Here is a 15,410-nt window from a genome sequence, read left to right as displayed (position 1 = left end):
GAAACGCGATTGCGATTAGGCGTGAGCGGTGCAATAGGCAAGCCATGTCGGGAGCTTGCAAGGTCGGCGATAGAAGGCGTCTGCGCCATCGGTCGGCGGCCCCGCCCAGCTTCGGCGCGTGGACCTTCGCGGCTCTGGTTGCAGCTGTTTGCCTGCCCTCCGCCGCCCTCGCCCAGGTGATCGACGATGCCACGGCGAACGAGCCCGAGCCGGACAGCATGCCCGCCTCCGAGCAGCCGGAGCCCGACGCCCCGCCCGCTCTGGACGTAGCGCTGATCGAAGAAGGCGAGCGGATCGACTTCGAGGCGAACGAGGTCGCCTTCGACAGCGAGGCGGACATCCTGATCGCCAGCGGCAATGTCATCCTGCGCGGGCGACGCGCCTCGGTGCGCGCCGATGCCGTCACCTGGAACCGGGCGAGCGGAGAAATCCTCGCAAGCGGCGCGGTGCGCTTCGTCGACGATGCCGGCAATCAGCTGTTTACCGAGACCATCACTCTCAATGACGCCTTCGAAGCGGGCGCGATGGACGAGCTTCTGCTGGCCTTGCGCGCCGGGGGGCGGCTTGCCGCGCGTTCCGCGGAGCGCAGGGAGGATGGCAGCATCACGCTGGAGACCGCGGCATATACCGCCTGCCCGGTGCTGGACGAGGCCGGCTGCGATCTCGAACCGAGCTGGCGCATCACCGCCGACAGGGTGATCTACGATCCCGACAGGGCGCGGGTCGAGTTCGACGGCGCGCGGCTGGAACTGTTCGGCGTGCGGCTGATTCCATTGCCCGGCCTCGCATTCAGCACCGACGGGCGCGCCGAAAGCGGGTTCCTGGTCCCCACCTTGCGGTTCGACCAAGTGAACGGCCTCGAACTCGGCGGCGAATATTACTGGCGGCTCGCCGACAACCGCGACCTGACACTGGGCACGCGCGTTTTCACCGGGGCCCCGCCCATGGCGACCGGGCAATGGCGTCACCTGACGCAGCGCGGCGCCTACCAGATCACCGGCTTCGCCACCGCCAGCCGACGGGTCGCGAATTTCGGCCTGTCGCCGACCACGACGAACGATCCGCGCGGCTATCTGTTCGCCAATGGTCGGTTCAATCTTTCGCCCGAATGGAGCGCCACCGGGTCGGTGCGCGTCGCCTCGGACCGCACGTTTCTGCGCCGTTACGATATCAGCCGCGACGACCGGCTGCGCTCGATGGTCAATGTCGAACGGATCGACAATGCCTCCTACCTCTCGATCGCCGGATGGGCGACGCAGACGCTGAGGATCGCTGCGGATCAGGGGCAGATCCCGATCGCCATTCCCGCCATCGACTATCGCCGCGATTTCGACGAGCCGGTGCTGGGCGGCACCGTTCAGATGCAGGCAAATACGCTGGCGCTGGTGCGCACCGAGGGGCAGGACACCCAGCGCGCCTTTGCCGGCGCGCAGTGGGATCGGCGGCTGCTGACGGGGCTAGGCCAGATGGTGACCTTCACCGGTCTTGTGCGCGGCGATGTCTACCACACGAACGATACGCTTCTCACCCCCACCCTCTCCTATCGCGGCGAAGAGGGCTGGACGACGCGCGGCATCGCGACGGCGGCGGTGGACGTCGAATGGCCGTTCGTCGGCGAGGCCTTTGGCGGCACGCAGGTCCTAAAACCGCGCGTGCAATTCGTCGCCAGCCCGCCGATCCGCAACCTCGCCGTTCCTAACGAGGATGCGCGCGCGATCGATCTGGAGGATTCGAACCTCTTCGCGCTCAACCGCTTCCCCGGCTACGACCGGGTCGAAGACGGCGCGCGGGTGACCTACGGCGTCGACTGGGAACTGTCGAAGCCCGGCTGGCGGGTGCTCAGCAATATCGGCCAGTCCTATCGCTTCTCCAACGAGGAGGAGATTTTCCCTGACGGCACGGGCCTGTCCGATCGCTTTTCCGATTTCGTCGGGCGGACCGAAGTGCGCTACCGCGACTTTCTGAGCTTTCGCCATCGCTTCAGGCTCGACAAGGACAATTTCGCGGTGCGTCGCAACGAAATCGACGCCGTCATCGGATCACAGCGCAATTACGTCGAGCTGGGCTATCTGCGGCTCAATCGCGACATTCAAACTGTCGAGGATTTGCAGGACCGCGAGGAATTGCGCGCCGCGGGCCGCTTCACCATCGGGCGCAACTGGTCGGTGTTCGGCTCGGGTGTGTTCAACCTGACGAGCGCGGCCGAGGATCCGGTCTTCGCGCCCGACGGGTTCGAGCCGATCCGCACGCGCCTCGGCATCGCCTATCGCGACGATTGCATAGAGCTTGGCGCGACCTGGCGGCGTGACTTCATCACCTTCGGCGATGCCGAGGAAGGCAGCAGTTTCCAGCTGTTCTTCGCGCTGCGCAATCTCGGTTTCCGCTAGGCGCCTCCCACGTGCATTTGGCAGGCCCGCGAAAAGGGGTTAAGGCGCGCGGGCGCAGGCAGGTGCACTCAGCCTGCGTTAAGCAGTGTGGGGGCAATCGGGATGCTGGCACGGGCGCGATACATGCGCTCTTGAAGCCAGGTCAGCGGACGCAACGAACGCCGACCGGCGCGCCCTTTTGGACAATTCGAAGAATACGCAGGATCAGACAATCGTGACGACGACGCCATTCTCAAGCATCCGCGCTCTTGCTGCCGGCCTCGGCACGACGGGGCTTGCCCTTGCCTCCGCCGCACTTCTAGCAGGGCTACCGGTCGCGGCGCAAAACGCGACCCCTAACGCTGCGACGCCCGGCGCCGTCCAGTCGGCGGACAATCCGCTCGGCATTCCGAGCGACTTCAACGTCTATGGCGATGACACGCCCGGTTCGCGCAGCGCGACCGCGGTGGTCAACGGCTATGTCATCACCGGCACCGACATCGATCAGCGCGTCGCGCTCGTCACCAACGCCTCCGAGGCGGAGGTTTCGGAGGAGGAATTGCAGCGCCTGCGCGTCCAGGTGCTGCGCAATCTGATCGACGAAACGCTCAAGATCCAGGCCGCCCGCGCGCAGGAGATGGGGGTCGAACCCGCCGAGGTCGAACAGACCTATCAGCAGCTCGCCGCGCAGAATTTCGGACAGGAAGCCTCGCGCATGGACGACTATCTCGCCTCGATCGCTTCCTCGCCCGCCGCGCTGAAGCGACAGATCGAAGGGGAACTCGCCTGGGAAAACCTGATCCGCCGCAATATCAGCCCGTTCATCAACGTGTCCGCCGAGGAAGTGACTGACACGCTCGAGCGGCTGGAGCAGTCGCGCGGCACCGAGGAATACAGGCTCGGCGAAATTTACATGGGCGCGACTGCGGAAACCCGTGATGCCGTGATCCAGAACATGCAGCGCGTGATGCAGCAGCTCGAACAGGGCGGCAGTTTCGTGGCCTATGCCCGCCAGTTTTCCGAGGCGACCACGGCGGTGGTCGGCGGCGACACCGGCTATCTGCGCCTTGGCACCTTGCCCCAGGCGATGGCCGATCAGGTGCGCCAGATGCAACCCGGCCAGCTTGCCGGCCCCGTCGCCATTCCCGGCGGCTTCACCATCGTCTACCTGATCGACAAGCGCCAGGTACTGACCGCCGATCCGCGCGACGCGCTGCTCAATCTCAAGCAAATCTCGATCGAGCTTCCCGAAGGGATCGGCGAACAGGAGGCGCAGGCCCGGATCGACGCATTCGGCACCTTCGTCGGCACGCTGCGCAGCTGTTCGGAAGCCGACAATGCGGCTGCGTCCTTTGGCGCGAGCGTCGTCACCAACGACCAGATCCAGGCGCGCCAGCTGCCTGAACAGCTGCAGGCGATCCTCCTCGATCTTCAGGTCGGGCAGACCACTCCGCCCTTCGGCACCGCGCAGGACGGGGTGCGCGTGTTGATGCTGTGCGGACGCGACGATCCGGAAGATGCGGGCGCGCCGACCTTCCAGTCGGTGATGAATTCGCTCGAACAGGAGCGCATCGACAAGCGCGCCCAGCGTTATCTGCGCGATCTGCGCAACGACGCCTATATCGAATACAATTGAGCCGCTGCGCGCCGAATAGTCCGCCGCTTGCGCTGTCGCTCGGCGATCCGGCGGGGATCGGCCCGGAGATCATCCTGCGCAGCTACGAAGCACTGAAGGATGACGGACGGCCCTTTGCGGTGGTCGGAGGCGCCGATGTGCTGCGCACGGCCGCGCGGGCGACCGGCCTCGACGTGGCGATCCAGCCGATCGAGCAGATTTCCGAAGCCGAGGCGAGTTTCGCCCAGGCACTGCCAGTCATCGTCGGGGCGGATGCCGCCTGGACGCCCGGCGAACCAACTGAGGAAGGCGCCGCGCTCGCACTCCATTCGCTCGCCGAAGCGGCGCGTTTCGCCCTGCTCGGCGAAGCGGGCGCGGTGGTGACGGCTCCGGTCAGCAAGGCGCAGCTGGCGAAGGTCGGCTTCGAATATCCCGGACAGACCGAATTGTTCGCCCATATTTGTGGCCTCGCCCCCGAAGACGCGGTGATGATGCTGGCCGGACCGACCCTCAGGACCGTGCCGCTCACGGTCCATGTCGCACTCGCCGAAGTCCCCGCGCTTCTGTCGAGCGAGCTGATCGTCCATCGCGGCGCGATCGTCGCCGCAGCACTGCGCCGCGATTTCGGTATCGCCGCGCCGAAACTGGCGGTTGCGGCGCTCAACCCCCATGCAGGCGAAGACGGCCGGTTCGGCGATGAGGAAGCGTGCATCATCCAGCCCGCCATCGCCGCCTTGCGCGGACAGGGTCACGACGTGGTCGGCCCGGTGCCCGGCGATGCGCTGTTCACGCCCGTCATACGCGGCGGCTACGACGCGGCCCTATGCATGTATCACGATCAGGCGCTGATCCCTTTGAAAGCGCTCGAATTCGATGAGGGGGTGAACGTCACGCTCGGACTACCGATCATCCGCACCTCGCCCGATCACGGCACCGCCTTCGACATCGCCGGGACGGGACGCGCGGAGGCGGGCGCGATGATCGCCGCGATCCGGCTGGCCGGCGAATGCGCTCGGCAGCGCGCGCATGCCTGACCTGCCGCCGATCCGCGAGGTCATCAAGCGGCACAGCCTGTCGGCCTCGAAGGCGCTGGGCCAGAATTTCCTGCTCGACGAACAGTTACTCGATCGCATCGCCGCCATTCCGGGCGATCTCGCTGGCCAGGCGGTGCTCGAAGTCGGCCCCGGGCCCGGCGGGCTCACCCGCGCCTTGTTGAGGGCCGGTGCGCGAGTCACCGCGATCGAGATGGACTCGCGCTGCCTCCCCGCTCTCGCCGAACTGGGCGAGGCCTTTCCCGGACAGCTTATGGTAATCGAAGGCGATGCGATGAAGATCGATCACGGCGCGCTATTCGCAGGCGAGCCGTTTCACGTCCTTTCCAACCTCCCTTACAATGTCGGGACCGCGCTGCTGGTGCGCTGGCTCGGCGGCGAGGTATGGCCGCCTGCCTGGCAATCGCTCACGCTGATGTTCCAGCGTGAGGTCGCCGAGCGGATCGTCGCGCGGGCCTGCACCTCCGCCTATGGCCGCCTCGCGGTGCTGGCGCAGTGGCGCAGCGATGCGGCGTTGGCGATGAAAGTCCACCGCAGCGCCTTCACCCCGCCGCCCAAGGTGATGAGCGCGGTCGTCCACCTCACCCCTGTAAGCGCCCCGCCGGGCGTGCGCGCGGACGTGCTCGAACGACTGACCGCCGCCGCCTTCGGCCAGCGGCGCAAGATGCTGCGTCAGAGCCTCAAATCCGTGCCCGGCGCGCTGGAGGCGCTCGATGAGATCGGGATCGATCCGACCCGCCGCGCCGAGACCATCGGCGTTGCCGAATTTGCCGCCTTGGCTCGGGCTTTGGTCGGCGACTGATCCCGTTCCGGTCTTGAGGCTCGCAAAGACCCATCGTGCCAAATAAACATTTGATAAGTAATCGATTGAATTCAGCTTTCGCGGAACTTTATACGCGCCCAACCGCTTGAGTTGCGTCTGTTGCAATTGAGGAGTGGTGATAATGGCAGAGATACCCGTTGAGAAGAAATCGAGCTTGGGCTGGCTGTGGCTGCTCCTTGCGCTGCTGGTGCTTGCCCTGCTCGCCTGGTGGCTGCTGAGCGGCGACGAAGATGTTGCCATGGTCGAAGACGAAGCTGTAATGGTACAAGACGCCGATAGTCAAAGCGTCGTCGGAAATGCGGATGAAATGACGCTCGCTGCGATTCTCGCTAATCCGAGCGCCTACATCGGCCGCGAGGATTTCAACGGCGAAGTCGCGACCGCCGGCCCGCTGACCGATCGCGGGTTCTGGATCGAGAAGGACGGATCGCGCATGTTCGCGATATTGAACGATGCACCCAGCGAACGTCCGCTCGACATCAATCCGGGCCAAATGCTGCAGATCAATGGCGGCCGGATCGTGGATGCGTCCACCATCACGGCCGATGGGATCGATGGCGATCCGCTCGATCAGGATACGATGAACGTGCTGTCCGATCAGGAAGCCGTGATGATCATCGACGAATCCTCGATCGACATCATTGAATCGGCCTAAGCGCCACACGGCAATCGGAGCAGAACATGTCCAAAGATTATGAACATCTGAAAGAGCTGAGCGACTACCAGCTCGTCAACGACGACCAGGACCTGCGTGGACGTCCCCTCTACACCACCGACGGCACGCGGCTGGGGGTCGTCGAGCGCATGATGGTCGATCCCGACCGCGACCATGTCGCCGCGCTGGTGCTCGAGGATGGCCGTCTGGTCCCGGTTTCGGAGATCGAGATCAGGAACGGGCGCGGCTATATCGACCCGGTCGATGCCAAGGGCTTCAACAACGCCCCCGCCGGCCTCTATCGTGACGTGAAACGCAGCCCAGTCACCGTACGGTCCCGCCACTGAACACGGGTCGCTTTACGCGAAGATGAAGGCCCCGGCCTCCCGCACGGCGACGTGTGGGGAGGCGGGGGCTTTTCGCTGTAAGGACAACGGGATCGGGCGTGCGCGCCGGTATGCTGGAACGACTGACCGGCGCCGCCTTTGGCCAGCGCCGCAAGATGCTGCGCCAGAGCCTCAAATCCCTGCCCGGTGCGCTCGATGCCTTGGATGCGGTCGGCATCGACCCGACCCGGCGGGCCGAAACGCTCAGCGTCGACAACTTCGTATCGCTTGCGCAAGCGCTTGGTTAATTTCGGGTAAGCGTGTTCGGGAACGTCTTGGTGAAACCGCGTCGCTTATCCCGATTGCAAGGACCGATACCGGACCAACCATCCGGGCAAAGATAAGCGAGAGCCAATATGAGCTTTCTTGCCGCGCGCAATAACGGCGTGTGTTCCGACCGCCGTCGGTCGGAACGATTTGAGGTCGCACTCCCTGTCATCTTTCGCACAACGAGCGGAGATCGAAGATGCCATTTGGCTAACATCTCCGATCACGGCGCAAAGCTGGAGACCGATGATCCGCCTGCAAAAGGCGTTTCGGGGATGCTAATCCTCGATCATGGGGAGTTCTATTGCACCGTGAGCTGGTCCAACGGAATTGCCTGCGGGATCGAGTTCGAGCGCAGCATCGGCGAGGCGAAATTGACCGATCTCGTCGGCGAAAAAGCGCGCCAAGGCGGGCCAGCTGCGAATTGCAGCAACATCCAGATGGGCCGAAAACGCGGATCGCTCGTGAGCGGCTAAGGCGTTCGTCAGCTCCCCTTCGCCCACTGCCGCCATTGGTGGAGCAACGGCTCGGTATAGCCCGAAGGCTGCTCGGTACCCTTGAAGATCAGGTCCTTCGCGGCGCTGAAGGCCGGGCCGTCCTCGTTGCCGATCAGCGGGGTGTAGAACGGGTCGCCAGCGTTCTGTTCGTCGACCTTGGCCGCCATGCGCGTGAGGCTCGCCATGACCTCCTCCTCGCTCACCACCCCGTGCGCCAGCCAGTTGGCGATGTGCTGCGAGGAAATGCGCAAGGTCGCGCGGTCTTCCATCAGGCCTACATCGTTGATGTCGGGCACCTTGGAACAGCCCACTCCCGCATCGACCCAGCGCACGACATAGCCGAGCAGACCTTGGCAATTGTTGTCGAGCTCTTCGCGGAGCTCCTCCTCCGGCCAGTTCGTATCGCGCGCAAGCGGGATCGTAAGCAGCGCATCGAGCCCCGGCGCTTCCGGAAGCGATTTCTGGATCTCGAACACGTCTTCGCGGTGATAATGCAGCGCGTGCAGTGTCGCCGCCGTGGGCGACGGCACCCATGCGGTGTTGGCGCCGGCGCGCAGATGGCCGATCTTTTCCTCCATCATCGCGCCCATCCTATCGGGCGCGGCCCACATCCCCTTGCCAATCTGCGCCTTGCCCGACAGGCCGTGTTCGAGGCCGATCGCGACATTGCGCGCCTCGTAGGCCTCCAGCCATTCGGCATTCTTCATCGCGGCTTTGCGCATCATCGGCCCGGCCCGCATCGAGGTGTGGATTTCATCGCCGGTGCGATCGAGAAAGCCGGTGTTGATGAAGACGATCCGGTCCTTCACCGTGTGGATGCAGGCGGCGAGGTTGGCCGAAGTCCGGCGTTCCTCGTCCATCACGCCGACCTTGATCGTGTGGCGATCGAGGCCCAGCAAATCCTCCACCGCATCGAACAGGTCGTTGGTGAAGGCGCATTCCTCCGGCCCGTGCATCTTGGGCTTGACGATATAGATGCTGCCGGCGCGGCTGTTGCCGTATTTGGCGTGCCCTTCGACATCGAGCGCGCTGATGGCGCTGGTGAACACCGCGTCCATAATGCCTTCGGGAATTTCATCGCCCGATGGCAAACGGATCGCCGGGTTGGTCATCAGATGCCCGACATTGCGCACGAACATCAGGCTGCGCCCCGGCAGGCTGTGTTCCGCGCCCGCACCATCGGTGTAGTCCGTGTCGCGCGCCAGTTTGCGGGTGAGCGTGCGCCCGCCCTTCTCGAAACTCTCCTCCAAATCGCCGCGAATGATGCCGAACCAGTTGCGATAGGCCAGCAGCTTGTCCTCGGCATCGACCGCCGCCACCGAATCCTCGCAATCGGCAATCGTGGTCAGCGCGGATTCGAGTACGATGTCGGCGATCCCGGCCCTGTCGGTCTTGCCCACGGGATGATCGCGGTCGAACACGACTTCGATGTGAAGGCCGTTATTGCGGAAAAGGAGGCCCTTTGCGGTGCTCCCGACGCGCTGGCCCTCATCCGCCAAGCGCGCATCGTCCGGCGCGCTCAAATCGCTCCAACTGCCCTCTGCCAATGGCAGCGTTTCATCGAGAAACTGCCGCCCGCGCGCAATTACGGCGGCGCCGCGCTCCTCGTCATAGCCGCCGGGACGTGCCCGCGGCGCATCGAGCACGTCGGTGCCGTAAAACGCATCGTAAAGGCTCCCCCAGCGCGCATTGGCGGCGTTCAGCAGGAAGCGCGCATTGAGGATCGGCACCACCAATTGCGGGCCGGCCATCTTCGCGATCTCGGGATCGACATTTTGCGTGCCGATGGTGAACTTGCCGGGCTCGGGCACGAGATAACCGATCTCTTCCAGGAAGGCACGGTAGGCGCGGTGATCGTGCGGCTGACCGGCGCGCTCGTCATGCCAGGCGTCGATCTTTTCCTGGAGCCGCTCGCGGACCTCCAGCAGCTCCCGGTTGCGCGGCACGAAGCGGGCGCACAACTCGGCGAACCCTTCCCAGAACGCGCTTGGATCGCGGCCAAGCCTCGCCAGCACATCCTTTTCCATAAAGGCAGCCAACCGGGCATCGACCGACAGGCCGGCGCGGGAGATCATATCGGTCATAATGGTCCTCGAGACGCGAATGGAGATGCCGTGTCCGGGGGAGGAGAACGCGGGGCGCGCTATGGCGGGGCAGAGCGAGGAATGCAACGGCTTGGACAGAACGCCGGGCGCTCGCTAGAGAGGCGCGCCTGGACACAAGGGGACCGCTCACGTGAATTCGCTGCCCGCAATCGATGCCGACCGCATGCTCGAGCAGGTTCAAAGCTGGTGCGCGATCAATACCGGCACGGCCAATATCGACGGGCTGACCCAGCAGGCCGAGGTGCTGGCCGAGGCATTCGGCGCTCTGCCGGGCGATGTCGAGCTGGTCGAGCCCGCTCCGGTGACCGCGATCGCCGGCGATGGCAGCGAATACGAAAAGCCACATGGCCGCCACCTCGTCCTGCGCGTGCGCCCGCGCGCGAACCGCCGCATCCTGCTGACCGGGCATATGGACACGGTTTTTCCGGCCGATCATTCGTTTCAGGACCAGACCTGGCTCGAAGACGGCGTGCTGAACGGGCCTGGCGTTGCCGATATGAAGGGCGGGATCGCGGTCATGCTCCATGCCCTGATGGCGTTCGAAGCGAGCGCGGGGGGCGGCGCCGCTTCGCTCGGCTACGACGTGATGCTCAATTCCGACGAGGAAACCGGATCGTTGGCGAGCGCGGACCTGATTGCGCAGCTCGCCGCCGGAAAGCTCGCCGCGCTGACCTACGAACCCGCCGCGCTGCCCGACGGCACGCTGGCCCATGCGCGCGGGGGGACGGGGAATTACTCGATCACCTTCACCGGCAAATCCGCCCATGCCGGGCGCAATCCCGAAGAAGGGCGCAACGCGCTGGTCGCCGCCGCCGATCTGATTGTGCAGCTGAAGGCGCTCGAACGCGAGGACATTACCGTCAATCCGGCCAAGCTCGAAGGCGGGGGTCCGAACAATGTCGTGCCCGACCATGCCTTGCTGCGCTTCAATATCCGCCCCAAATCGACCGAAGCGATGGAAGGCTTCGACGGCGAGCTCGACCGGCTTTTGAGCGCGATTGAGACCGAGCATGGCGTCGGCACGCATCGCCATGGCGGCGTCACCCGTCCGCCCAAGCCGGTCGATGACCGGGCACAGGCATTGTTCGATCTCGTGCGCGAATGCGGGGCGGAACTGGGCGAGGACATTCACTGGAAATCGACCGGCGGCGTGTGCGACGGCAACAATATCGCGGCCTGCGGCGTCCCGGTGGTCGATACGATGGGCGTGCGCGGGGGCGCGATTCATTCGCCGGACGAGTTTCTCATCACCGCCAGCCTTGCCGAACGCGCCCGCCTTTCCGCGCGCGTCATTCAGCGGATCGCCGACGGGGCCCTGTCAGGAGCCATGTCAGGAGCCATGTCAGGAGCCACGTCGTGACCTTTCGCCTGCGCGCCGCGCGTCCGACCGATCTCGAACATCTGTATGAAATGGCGAAGCTCACGGGCGGCGGCTTCACCAATCTGCCGCCCGATCGCAAGGCGCTGTCCGGCAAGCTCGAACGCGCCGCGGAAGCCTTTGGCAATCCGGGCGAGGAGCTGGTCGACGAGCAATTCGTGCTGGTTCTCGAAAACCTCCAGACGAAAAAAATTGCGGGCACCTGCCAGCTCATGACCATGGTCGGTCAGCAATGGCCGTTCTATTCCTACCGCCTCAACACGCTGACCCAGTACAGCGCCGAGCTCGACCGGACGGTGCGCGCCGAACTGCTCAGCCTGGTGACGGACCTTGAAGGGTCGAGCGAGGTCGGCGGGCTCTTCCTCCACCCGAATGAGCGCGCCGGCGGGCTTGGCCTGCTGCTGGCGCGCAGCCGCTATCTGTTCATCGCGATGCACCGCAAACGCTTTGCCGACCGGGTACTTGCCGAACTGCGCGGCATCATCGACGAGCGCGGCGGCTCGCCCTTCTGGGACGGGGTTGCGGGGCGCTTCTTCGGTATGGGTTTCCAGGAGGCGGACTATTTCAACGCCATCAACGGCAACCAGTTCATCGCCGACCTGATGCCCAAGCACCCGGTCTATGTCTCGATGCTGTCCGAAGCTGCGCGCAGTGTCATCGGCGTGCCCCACCCCACCGGCCGCGCGGCGATGCGCATGCTCGAAAACGAGGGCTTCCACTACGAAGGCTATGTCGACATTTTCGACGGCGGCCCGACCGTCATCGCGCGCACTGACGAGGTTACGAGCGTGAAGAATTCGGTCGCCTCCGAGTTGAGGCGCGTCGATCTGGACGAAGGTGAGCGCGCGATCCTGGCCACCGGGCGGCTGGAGACCTTCCGCGCCTGTTATGGCGCACGGGCGCTGGACGGTGACGGCGGCATCGCGATCGACGCCGCCGCGGCCGATGCGCTGGATGTGAGCGAAGGCCACACTGTGTGGAGCGTCGCGCGGTGATGCGGTCTCGGCTTCGCTCGATTCTATCTCTCGACTTCGCTCGAGACGAACGGCAGTCATGTTTGTCCTTCCCCGCTCCGTTCGTCCTGAGCCTGTCGAAGGACCCGTTCGAGCGCAGCCGAGAACGCAAGCAGCCATGACCCTTACCGAAATCAATTTCGACGGCATCGTCGGCCCCTCCCACAATTACGCCGGCCTCAGCCTCGGCAACATCGCGAGCGCCAGCCACAAGGGCGATCCCTCCTACCCCCGCGACGCCGCGCTTCAGGGCGTGGCCAAGATGCGCGGCAATCTGGAGCGGCTGGGCGTGCAGGGCTTCCTGCTGCCCTTGCCCCGGCCCAACCACGCACTGGCGGAGCGCCTTGCCTATGACGGCACCGAGGCGCCCGCTTTGCGCGCGGCGCCTTGGTCGGCGTCCAGCATGTGGACGGCCAATGCCGCGACCGTCAGCCCCGCGCCCGATACCAAGGACGGCAAATGCCATCTGACCGTCGCCAATCTCGTCACCATGCTCCACCGCGCGCAGGAATGGCCCGACACGCTTCGCCAACTCGAACTGGCTTTCTCTGACGCGGCCCATTTCGCGGTGCATGGCCCCGTCCCCGTGACCTTCGGTGACGAGGGAGCGGCCAACCACATGCGGCTGTGCGAAGGGCATGGTAGCGAGGGCGTCGAAGTGTTCGTCTATGGCAGGCCCGGCGGGCGCTTCCCTGCGCGCCAGCACGAACAGGCGAGCCGTCTTATCGCGCGCGCGCACGGGCTCGATCCAGACAAGTGTGTCTTCATCGAGCAGAACCCTGCCGCGATCGAAGCGGGCGCGTTTCACAATGATGTTGTCTCGGTCGCGAATGAGCGCGTGCTGTTCACCCATGAAGAGGCCTTCGCGGACCGCGAGGGTGCCTACGATGCGATCCGCGCCGCCTTCCCGGCGCTCGAAGTGGTCGAAGTGCCGTCGAGCGCGGTAAGCCTGGGCGAAGCGATCCGCACCTATCTCTTCAACGCGCAACTGCTCACCCTGCCTTCGGGCGAGATGGTGCTGATCGTGCCCACCGAATGCCGGGAGAGCGAAAGCGTCTGGGGCTGGTGCGAGCAGATGATGGCATCGAATGGCCCGATCCGCGAGGTGATCCCGGTCGATGTTCGCCAGTCCATGGCCAATGGAGGCGGCCCGGCCTGCCTGCGCCTGCGCGTCGTATGCGACCCCGCGACAGTCGACCCGCGCTTCCTTCTGGACGAGGCGAAAGCGGACACGCTCGAAAGCTTCATCGGCGATACCTGGCCCGAACAGATCGACCCCGGGGATCTGTGGTCCGAAACCTTAACCAAGAGCGTGGTCGCCGCACGTGAAGCACTGCTCGGCGCACTCGACCTGAGGGATTTGATCTGAAGAAGGTTAATGCGTTTGCGCGGTTTCGTCGGATGCGCTTACACTTGCTTCGCCGTTAACCACCGGCCTTCGGGACTTTTCTGCCTTGGCACGGCCATTGCACTGAAATTCCTAACAAAGGAGTAAGCATGCTGCGCAAGATCGGGCGACTTTTCGTGATCAAGAACAGGTTCGAAGCCTATGTGATCATCTATGCCCTTGCGCTTGGTGCGACAGCCCGTGGTTCGGCCTATCTCGATCAGTATCCCGGAGTGATGGGACAAATTCTGTTCCTTGCCGCGACTGGAGCGGTGTTCCTCGCGGGCGCGGCCATTCTCGACGGGCTGAAGGCGAAGCGCGAATTGGCCGAACGCCGCGCTGCCGATGCCGCATCCGCCGGTCCGCGCGACCGGGCGCACCCAATTCCCTGATCCGACTCAAAAGGCCCCGCCATATTGGGCGAGGCCTCTCATCGTTTCCGACTTTTGCCGGAACGCTTATTCCATTTCGTCGGCAACCTCGTTGATGCGGTCTGCCGCATCGTCGCCGACATCGTCGATTTCTTCGGCGCGCGCGTTCAGCGCATCCTCGCGCGCATCGGTGGCGGCTTCGTCAGCACGCTCTTCGAGCATTTCGGCACGTTCGTCGCCGACATCCTCGACCGCATCGGCACGCTCTTCGAGAGCGTCACCCGTTTCCTCGACGGCCGAATCGGGCCCGCAGGCCGCAAGCAAAGCGAAAGCCGGCAAACTCACCAGCGTGATCATCGATTTCATGGATCCTCCTCGGGTTTTCGCGGCGAGGTTTCTGTGCCGCGATGCCGGCGAACGTAGCGAAGATGCCTCGTTGCCTCCACCGCTGTTTGCGATTCTTCGCAATCGTTCGATCGCCAAGCGTGCATTTCGCGCACGAACGGCAGACTATTCGGCCTGCGGATCGACAATCGCGGCATTGCCGTCTTCGTCATATTCGGGGAGCAGCGCGATGCGATCCGCGCTTTCCAATACGAGCGTTACCTGCTTGCGCCGTCGGTCGATCCGCCCGCCGACCCAAGTCGCGGTGAGCCGCGGCTGACCACGCACGACCACACGGCGACCCCGAAAATAGGAGCGCAACTTAGGCACCGAGGGTTCGAGAAGTTCAACCTCGCGTTCGCCATCGACCACGATCGCCTCTTCTCCCTCTTCGCGAGCCTCCCGTTCGCTGTCGCCGCGATCCGTCATCAGGCGCTTGGTATTGAGAATGTCGGACAGGGTGTCCCGGTCGATCTCGATCACCACGACCGAAGGATGGCGACCCGTCACACGGTCGCGCGACAACCCGCCTACGCCCGAGCCGAAGGAGGTGTCGATGCCCGCCGATCCCAGCAATGCCTGCTCGATCAGCGGCGAGGCATCGATCCGGATGTTGTGAAGCTCGTATCTGTTGCCTGCCTGGCGAACCTCGGCCACGTCCATGATGATCGCCATGTCGCCCTCCTCGCTCGGCGAACGCTTGCGTGCGGCGCGCTGGAGTTGCTTTGGCTCGAGGCATTCGGCAGCGCAGATGTCGCGCAGGCGTTCGAGATATTGCTGGTAGGTTTCGGCGCTGGCAGGGCTGGGCATCGCGAACAGGAGCGCGATCGCTGACATAAAGGCTGTTTTGAGAACGCCCGTCATGTCGAATCCAGGCCTCGAGGAGGAACGGGGGAAGGTGGGGAGATCCCGTTGTTAACCTCTCCGCTTTTGTCTGCGATCCGGGGGAGGATCGTCGCGCTTGGAGAGATGTCGTTCATATTCGCAATCGGTTGAGGTGGGGGTTTCTGTTGCTAGCTACCCCCGGAGCCCCGGAATCCGCTTCTGTTGCCCGGTGGGTCCAACCGCGCATTGGCTTTGTAAGATCAGGCCGTTAGGCCGTCAGGTTACG

General features: G+C 64.5%; 14 protein-coding genes and 1 pseudogene. 12 read left to right on the top strand and 3 right to left on the bottom strand.

What is annotated here, in order from left to right:
• Nucleotides 1–44: 44 nt before the first annotated feature.
• The 8 genes and pseudogenes from V2I30_RS00680 (at nucleotide 45) to V2I30_RS00645 (ending at nucleotide 7,640) form a co-directional block, all read left to right on the top strand.
• Complete coding sequence (locus V2I30_RS00680) at nucleotides 45–2,387, top strand: LPS-assembly protein LptD (protein ID WP_330660136.1); 2,343 nt, start codon at nucleotides 45–47, stop codon at nucleotides 2,385–2,387.
• Between the two features lie 214 nt (nucleotides 2,388–2,601).
• Nucleotides 2,602–4,002 carry a peptidylprolyl isomerase gene (locus tag V2I30_RS00675; RefSeq protein ID WP_330660135.1) on the top strand — a complete coding sequence of 467 codons (1,401 nt, stop codon included), beginning with the start codon at nucleotides 2,602–2,604 and terminating at the stop codon, nucleotides 4,000–4,002.
• Nucleotides 3,999–5,015, top strand: coding sequence for a 4-hydroxythreonine-4-phosphate dehydrogenase PdxA (pdxA, locus tag V2I30_RS00670; RefSeq protein WP_330660134.1), 1,017 nt, complete (start codon nucleotides 3,999–4,001; stop codon nucleotides 5,013–5,015). Before V2I30_RS00675 ends, pdxA begins: the two co-directional genes overlap by 4 nt.
• Nucleotides 5,008–5,835: a 16S rRNA (adenine(1518)-N(6)/adenine(1519)-N(6))-dimethyltransferase RsmA gene (rsmA, locus tag V2I30_RS00665; RefSeq protein WP_330660133.1), complete on the top strand. Its 828-nt coding sequence runs from the start codon at nucleotides 5,008–5,010 to the stop codon at nucleotides 5,833–5,835. The genes pdxA and rsmA overlap by 8 nt, the downstream gene beginning before the upstream one ends.
• A gap of 142 nt (nucleotides 5,836–5,977) precedes the next feature.
• Nucleotides 5,978–6,511 carry a hypothetical protein gene (locus tag V2I30_RS00660; RefSeq protein ID WP_330660132.1) on the top strand — a complete coding sequence of 178 codons (534 nt, stop codon included), beginning with the start codon at nucleotides 5,978–5,980 and terminating at the stop codon, nucleotides 6,509–6,511.
• Between the two features lie 26 nt (nucleotides 6,512–6,537).
• Nucleotides 6,538–6,858, top strand: a complete 321-nt coding sequence (locus V2I30_RS00655) for a PRC-barrel domain-containing protein (RefSeq protein WP_330660131.1) — start codon at nucleotides 6,538–6,540, stop codon at nucleotides 6,856–6,858.
• Between the two features lie 95 nt (nucleotides 6,859–6,953).
• Nucleotides 6,954–7,145, top strand: a pseudogene (locus V2I30_RS00650) (16S rRNA (adenine(1518)-N(6)/adenine(1519)-N(6))-dimethyltransferase); the annotation flags it as partial.
• Between the two features lie 108 nt (nucleotides 7,146–7,253).
• On the top strand, nucleotides 7,254–7,640 hold the full coding sequence (locus V2I30_RS00645) for a PilZ domain-containing protein (RefSeq protein WP_330660130.1): 387 nt from the start codon (nucleotides 7,254–7,256) through the stop codon (nucleotides 7,638–7,640).
• Nucleotides 7,641–7,648: 8 nt separating this feature from the next.
• Here the strand turns inward: V2I30_RS00645 and V2I30_RS00640 are convergent, their stop codons facing one another.
• Complete coding sequence (locus V2I30_RS00640) at nucleotides 7,649–9,745, bottom strand: malate synthase G (protein WP_330660129.1); 2,097 nt, start codon at nucleotides 9,743–9,745, stop codon at nucleotides 7,649–7,651.
• Nucleotides 9,746–9,896: 151 nt separating this feature from the next.
• Here V2I30_RS00640 and V2I30_RS00635 point away from each other — a divergent pair, with 151 nt between their 5' ends.
• From V2I30_RS00635 to V2I30_RS00620, 4 genes are all read left to right on the top strand, one after another.
• The gene (locus tag V2I30_RS00635) at nucleotides 9,897–11,126 is read left to right on the top strand and encodes a hydrolase (RefSeq protein ID WP_330660128.1); all 1,230 of its coding nucleotides are present in this window, start codon (nucleotides 9,897–9,899) and stop codon (nucleotides 11,124–11,126) included.
• A complete protein-coding gene (locus tag V2I30_RS00630; RefSeq protein ID WP_330660127.1) occupies nucleotides 11,123–12,139 on the top strand; it encodes an arginine N-succinyltransferase in 1,017 nt (338 codons plus the stop codon). The genes V2I30_RS00635 and V2I30_RS00630 overlap by 4 nt, the downstream gene beginning before the upstream one ends.
• A 136-nt stretch (nucleotides 12,140–12,275) precedes the next feature.
• Nucleotides 12,276–13,526 (top strand): N-succinylarginine dihydrolase, encoded by a 1,251-nt coding sequence (locus V2I30_RS00625; RefSeq protein ID WP_330660126.1) that lies wholly within the window; start codon nucleotides 12,276–12,278, stop codon nucleotides 13,524–13,526.
• 128 nt (nucleotides 13,527–13,654) lie between these two features.
• Nucleotides 13,655–13,936, top strand: a complete 282-nt coding sequence (locus V2I30_RS00620) for a hypothetical protein (protein ID WP_330660125.1) — start codon at nucleotides 13,655–13,657, stop codon at nucleotides 13,934–13,936.
• A 66-nt stretch (nucleotides 13,937–14,002) separates the two neighbouring features.
• Here V2I30_RS00620 and V2I30_RS00615 read toward each other — a convergent pair whose 3' ends face one another.
• Nucleotides 14,003–14,281 carry a hypothetical protein gene (locus V2I30_RS00615; RefSeq protein ID WP_330660124.1) on the bottom strand — a complete coding sequence of 93 codons (279 nt, stop codon included), beginning with the start codon at nucleotides 14,279–14,281 and terminating at the stop codon, nucleotides 14,003–14,005.
• A 144-nt stretch (nucleotides 14,282–14,425) separates the two neighbouring features.
• Nucleotides 14,426–15,136, bottom strand: a complete 711-nt coding sequence (locus tag V2I30_RS00610; protein WP_330660123.1) for a hypothetical protein — start codon at nucleotides 15,134–15,136, stop codon at nucleotides 14,426–14,428.
• Nucleotides 15,137–15,410: the final 274 nt, after the last annotated feature.

It is taken from the genome of Erythrobacter sp. (assembly GCF_036351135.1).
GTDB lineage: Bacteria > Pseudomonadota > Alphaproteobacteria > Sphingomonadales > Sphingomonadaceae > Erythrobacter.
Note: the sequence above shows the minus strand (reverse complement) of the source record. Positions and strands in the feature narration are given on the sequence as shown.

Coding starts and splice junctions, on each gene's coding strand:
- V2I30_RS00655 (WP_330660131.1), top strand. CDS start 6,538: ATGTCCAAAGATTATGAACATCTGAAAGAGCTGAGCGACTACCAGCTC.
- V2I30_RS00660 (WP_330660132.1), top strand. CDS start 5,978: ATGGCAGAGATACCCGTTGAGAAGAAATCGAGCTTGGGCTGGCTGTGG.
- V2I30_RS00625 (WP_330660126.1), top strand. CDS start 12,276: ATGACCCTTACCGAAATCAATTTCGACGGCATCGTCGGCCCCTCCCAC.
- V2I30_RS00620 (WP_330660125.1), top strand. CDS start 13,655: ATGCTGCGCAAGATCGGGCGACTTTTCGTGATCAAGAACAGGTTCGAA.
- V2I30_RS00615 (WP_330660124.1), bottom strand. CDS start 14,281: ATGAAATCGATGATCACGCTGGTGAGTTTGCCGGCTTTCGCTTTGCTT.
- V2I30_RS00680 (WP_330660136.1), top strand. CDS start 45: ATGTCGGGAGCTTGCAAGGTCGGCGATAGAAGGCGTCTGCGCCATCGG.
- V2I30_RS00645 (WP_330660130.1), top strand. CDS start 7,254: ATGAGCTTTCTTGCCGCGCGCAATAACGGCGTGTGTTCCGACCGCCGT.
- V2I30_RS00610 (WP_330660123.1), bottom strand. CDS start 15,136: ATGTCAGCGATCGCGCTCCTGTTCGCGATGCCCAGCCCTGCCAGCGCC.
- rsmA (WP_330660133.1), top strand. CDS start 5,008: ATGCCTGACCTGCCGCCGATCCGCGAGGTCATCAAGCGGCACAGCCTG.
- V2I30_RS00640 (WP_330660129.1), bottom strand. CDS start 9,745: ATGACCGATATGATCTCCCGCGCCGGCCTGTCGGTCGATGCCCGGTTG.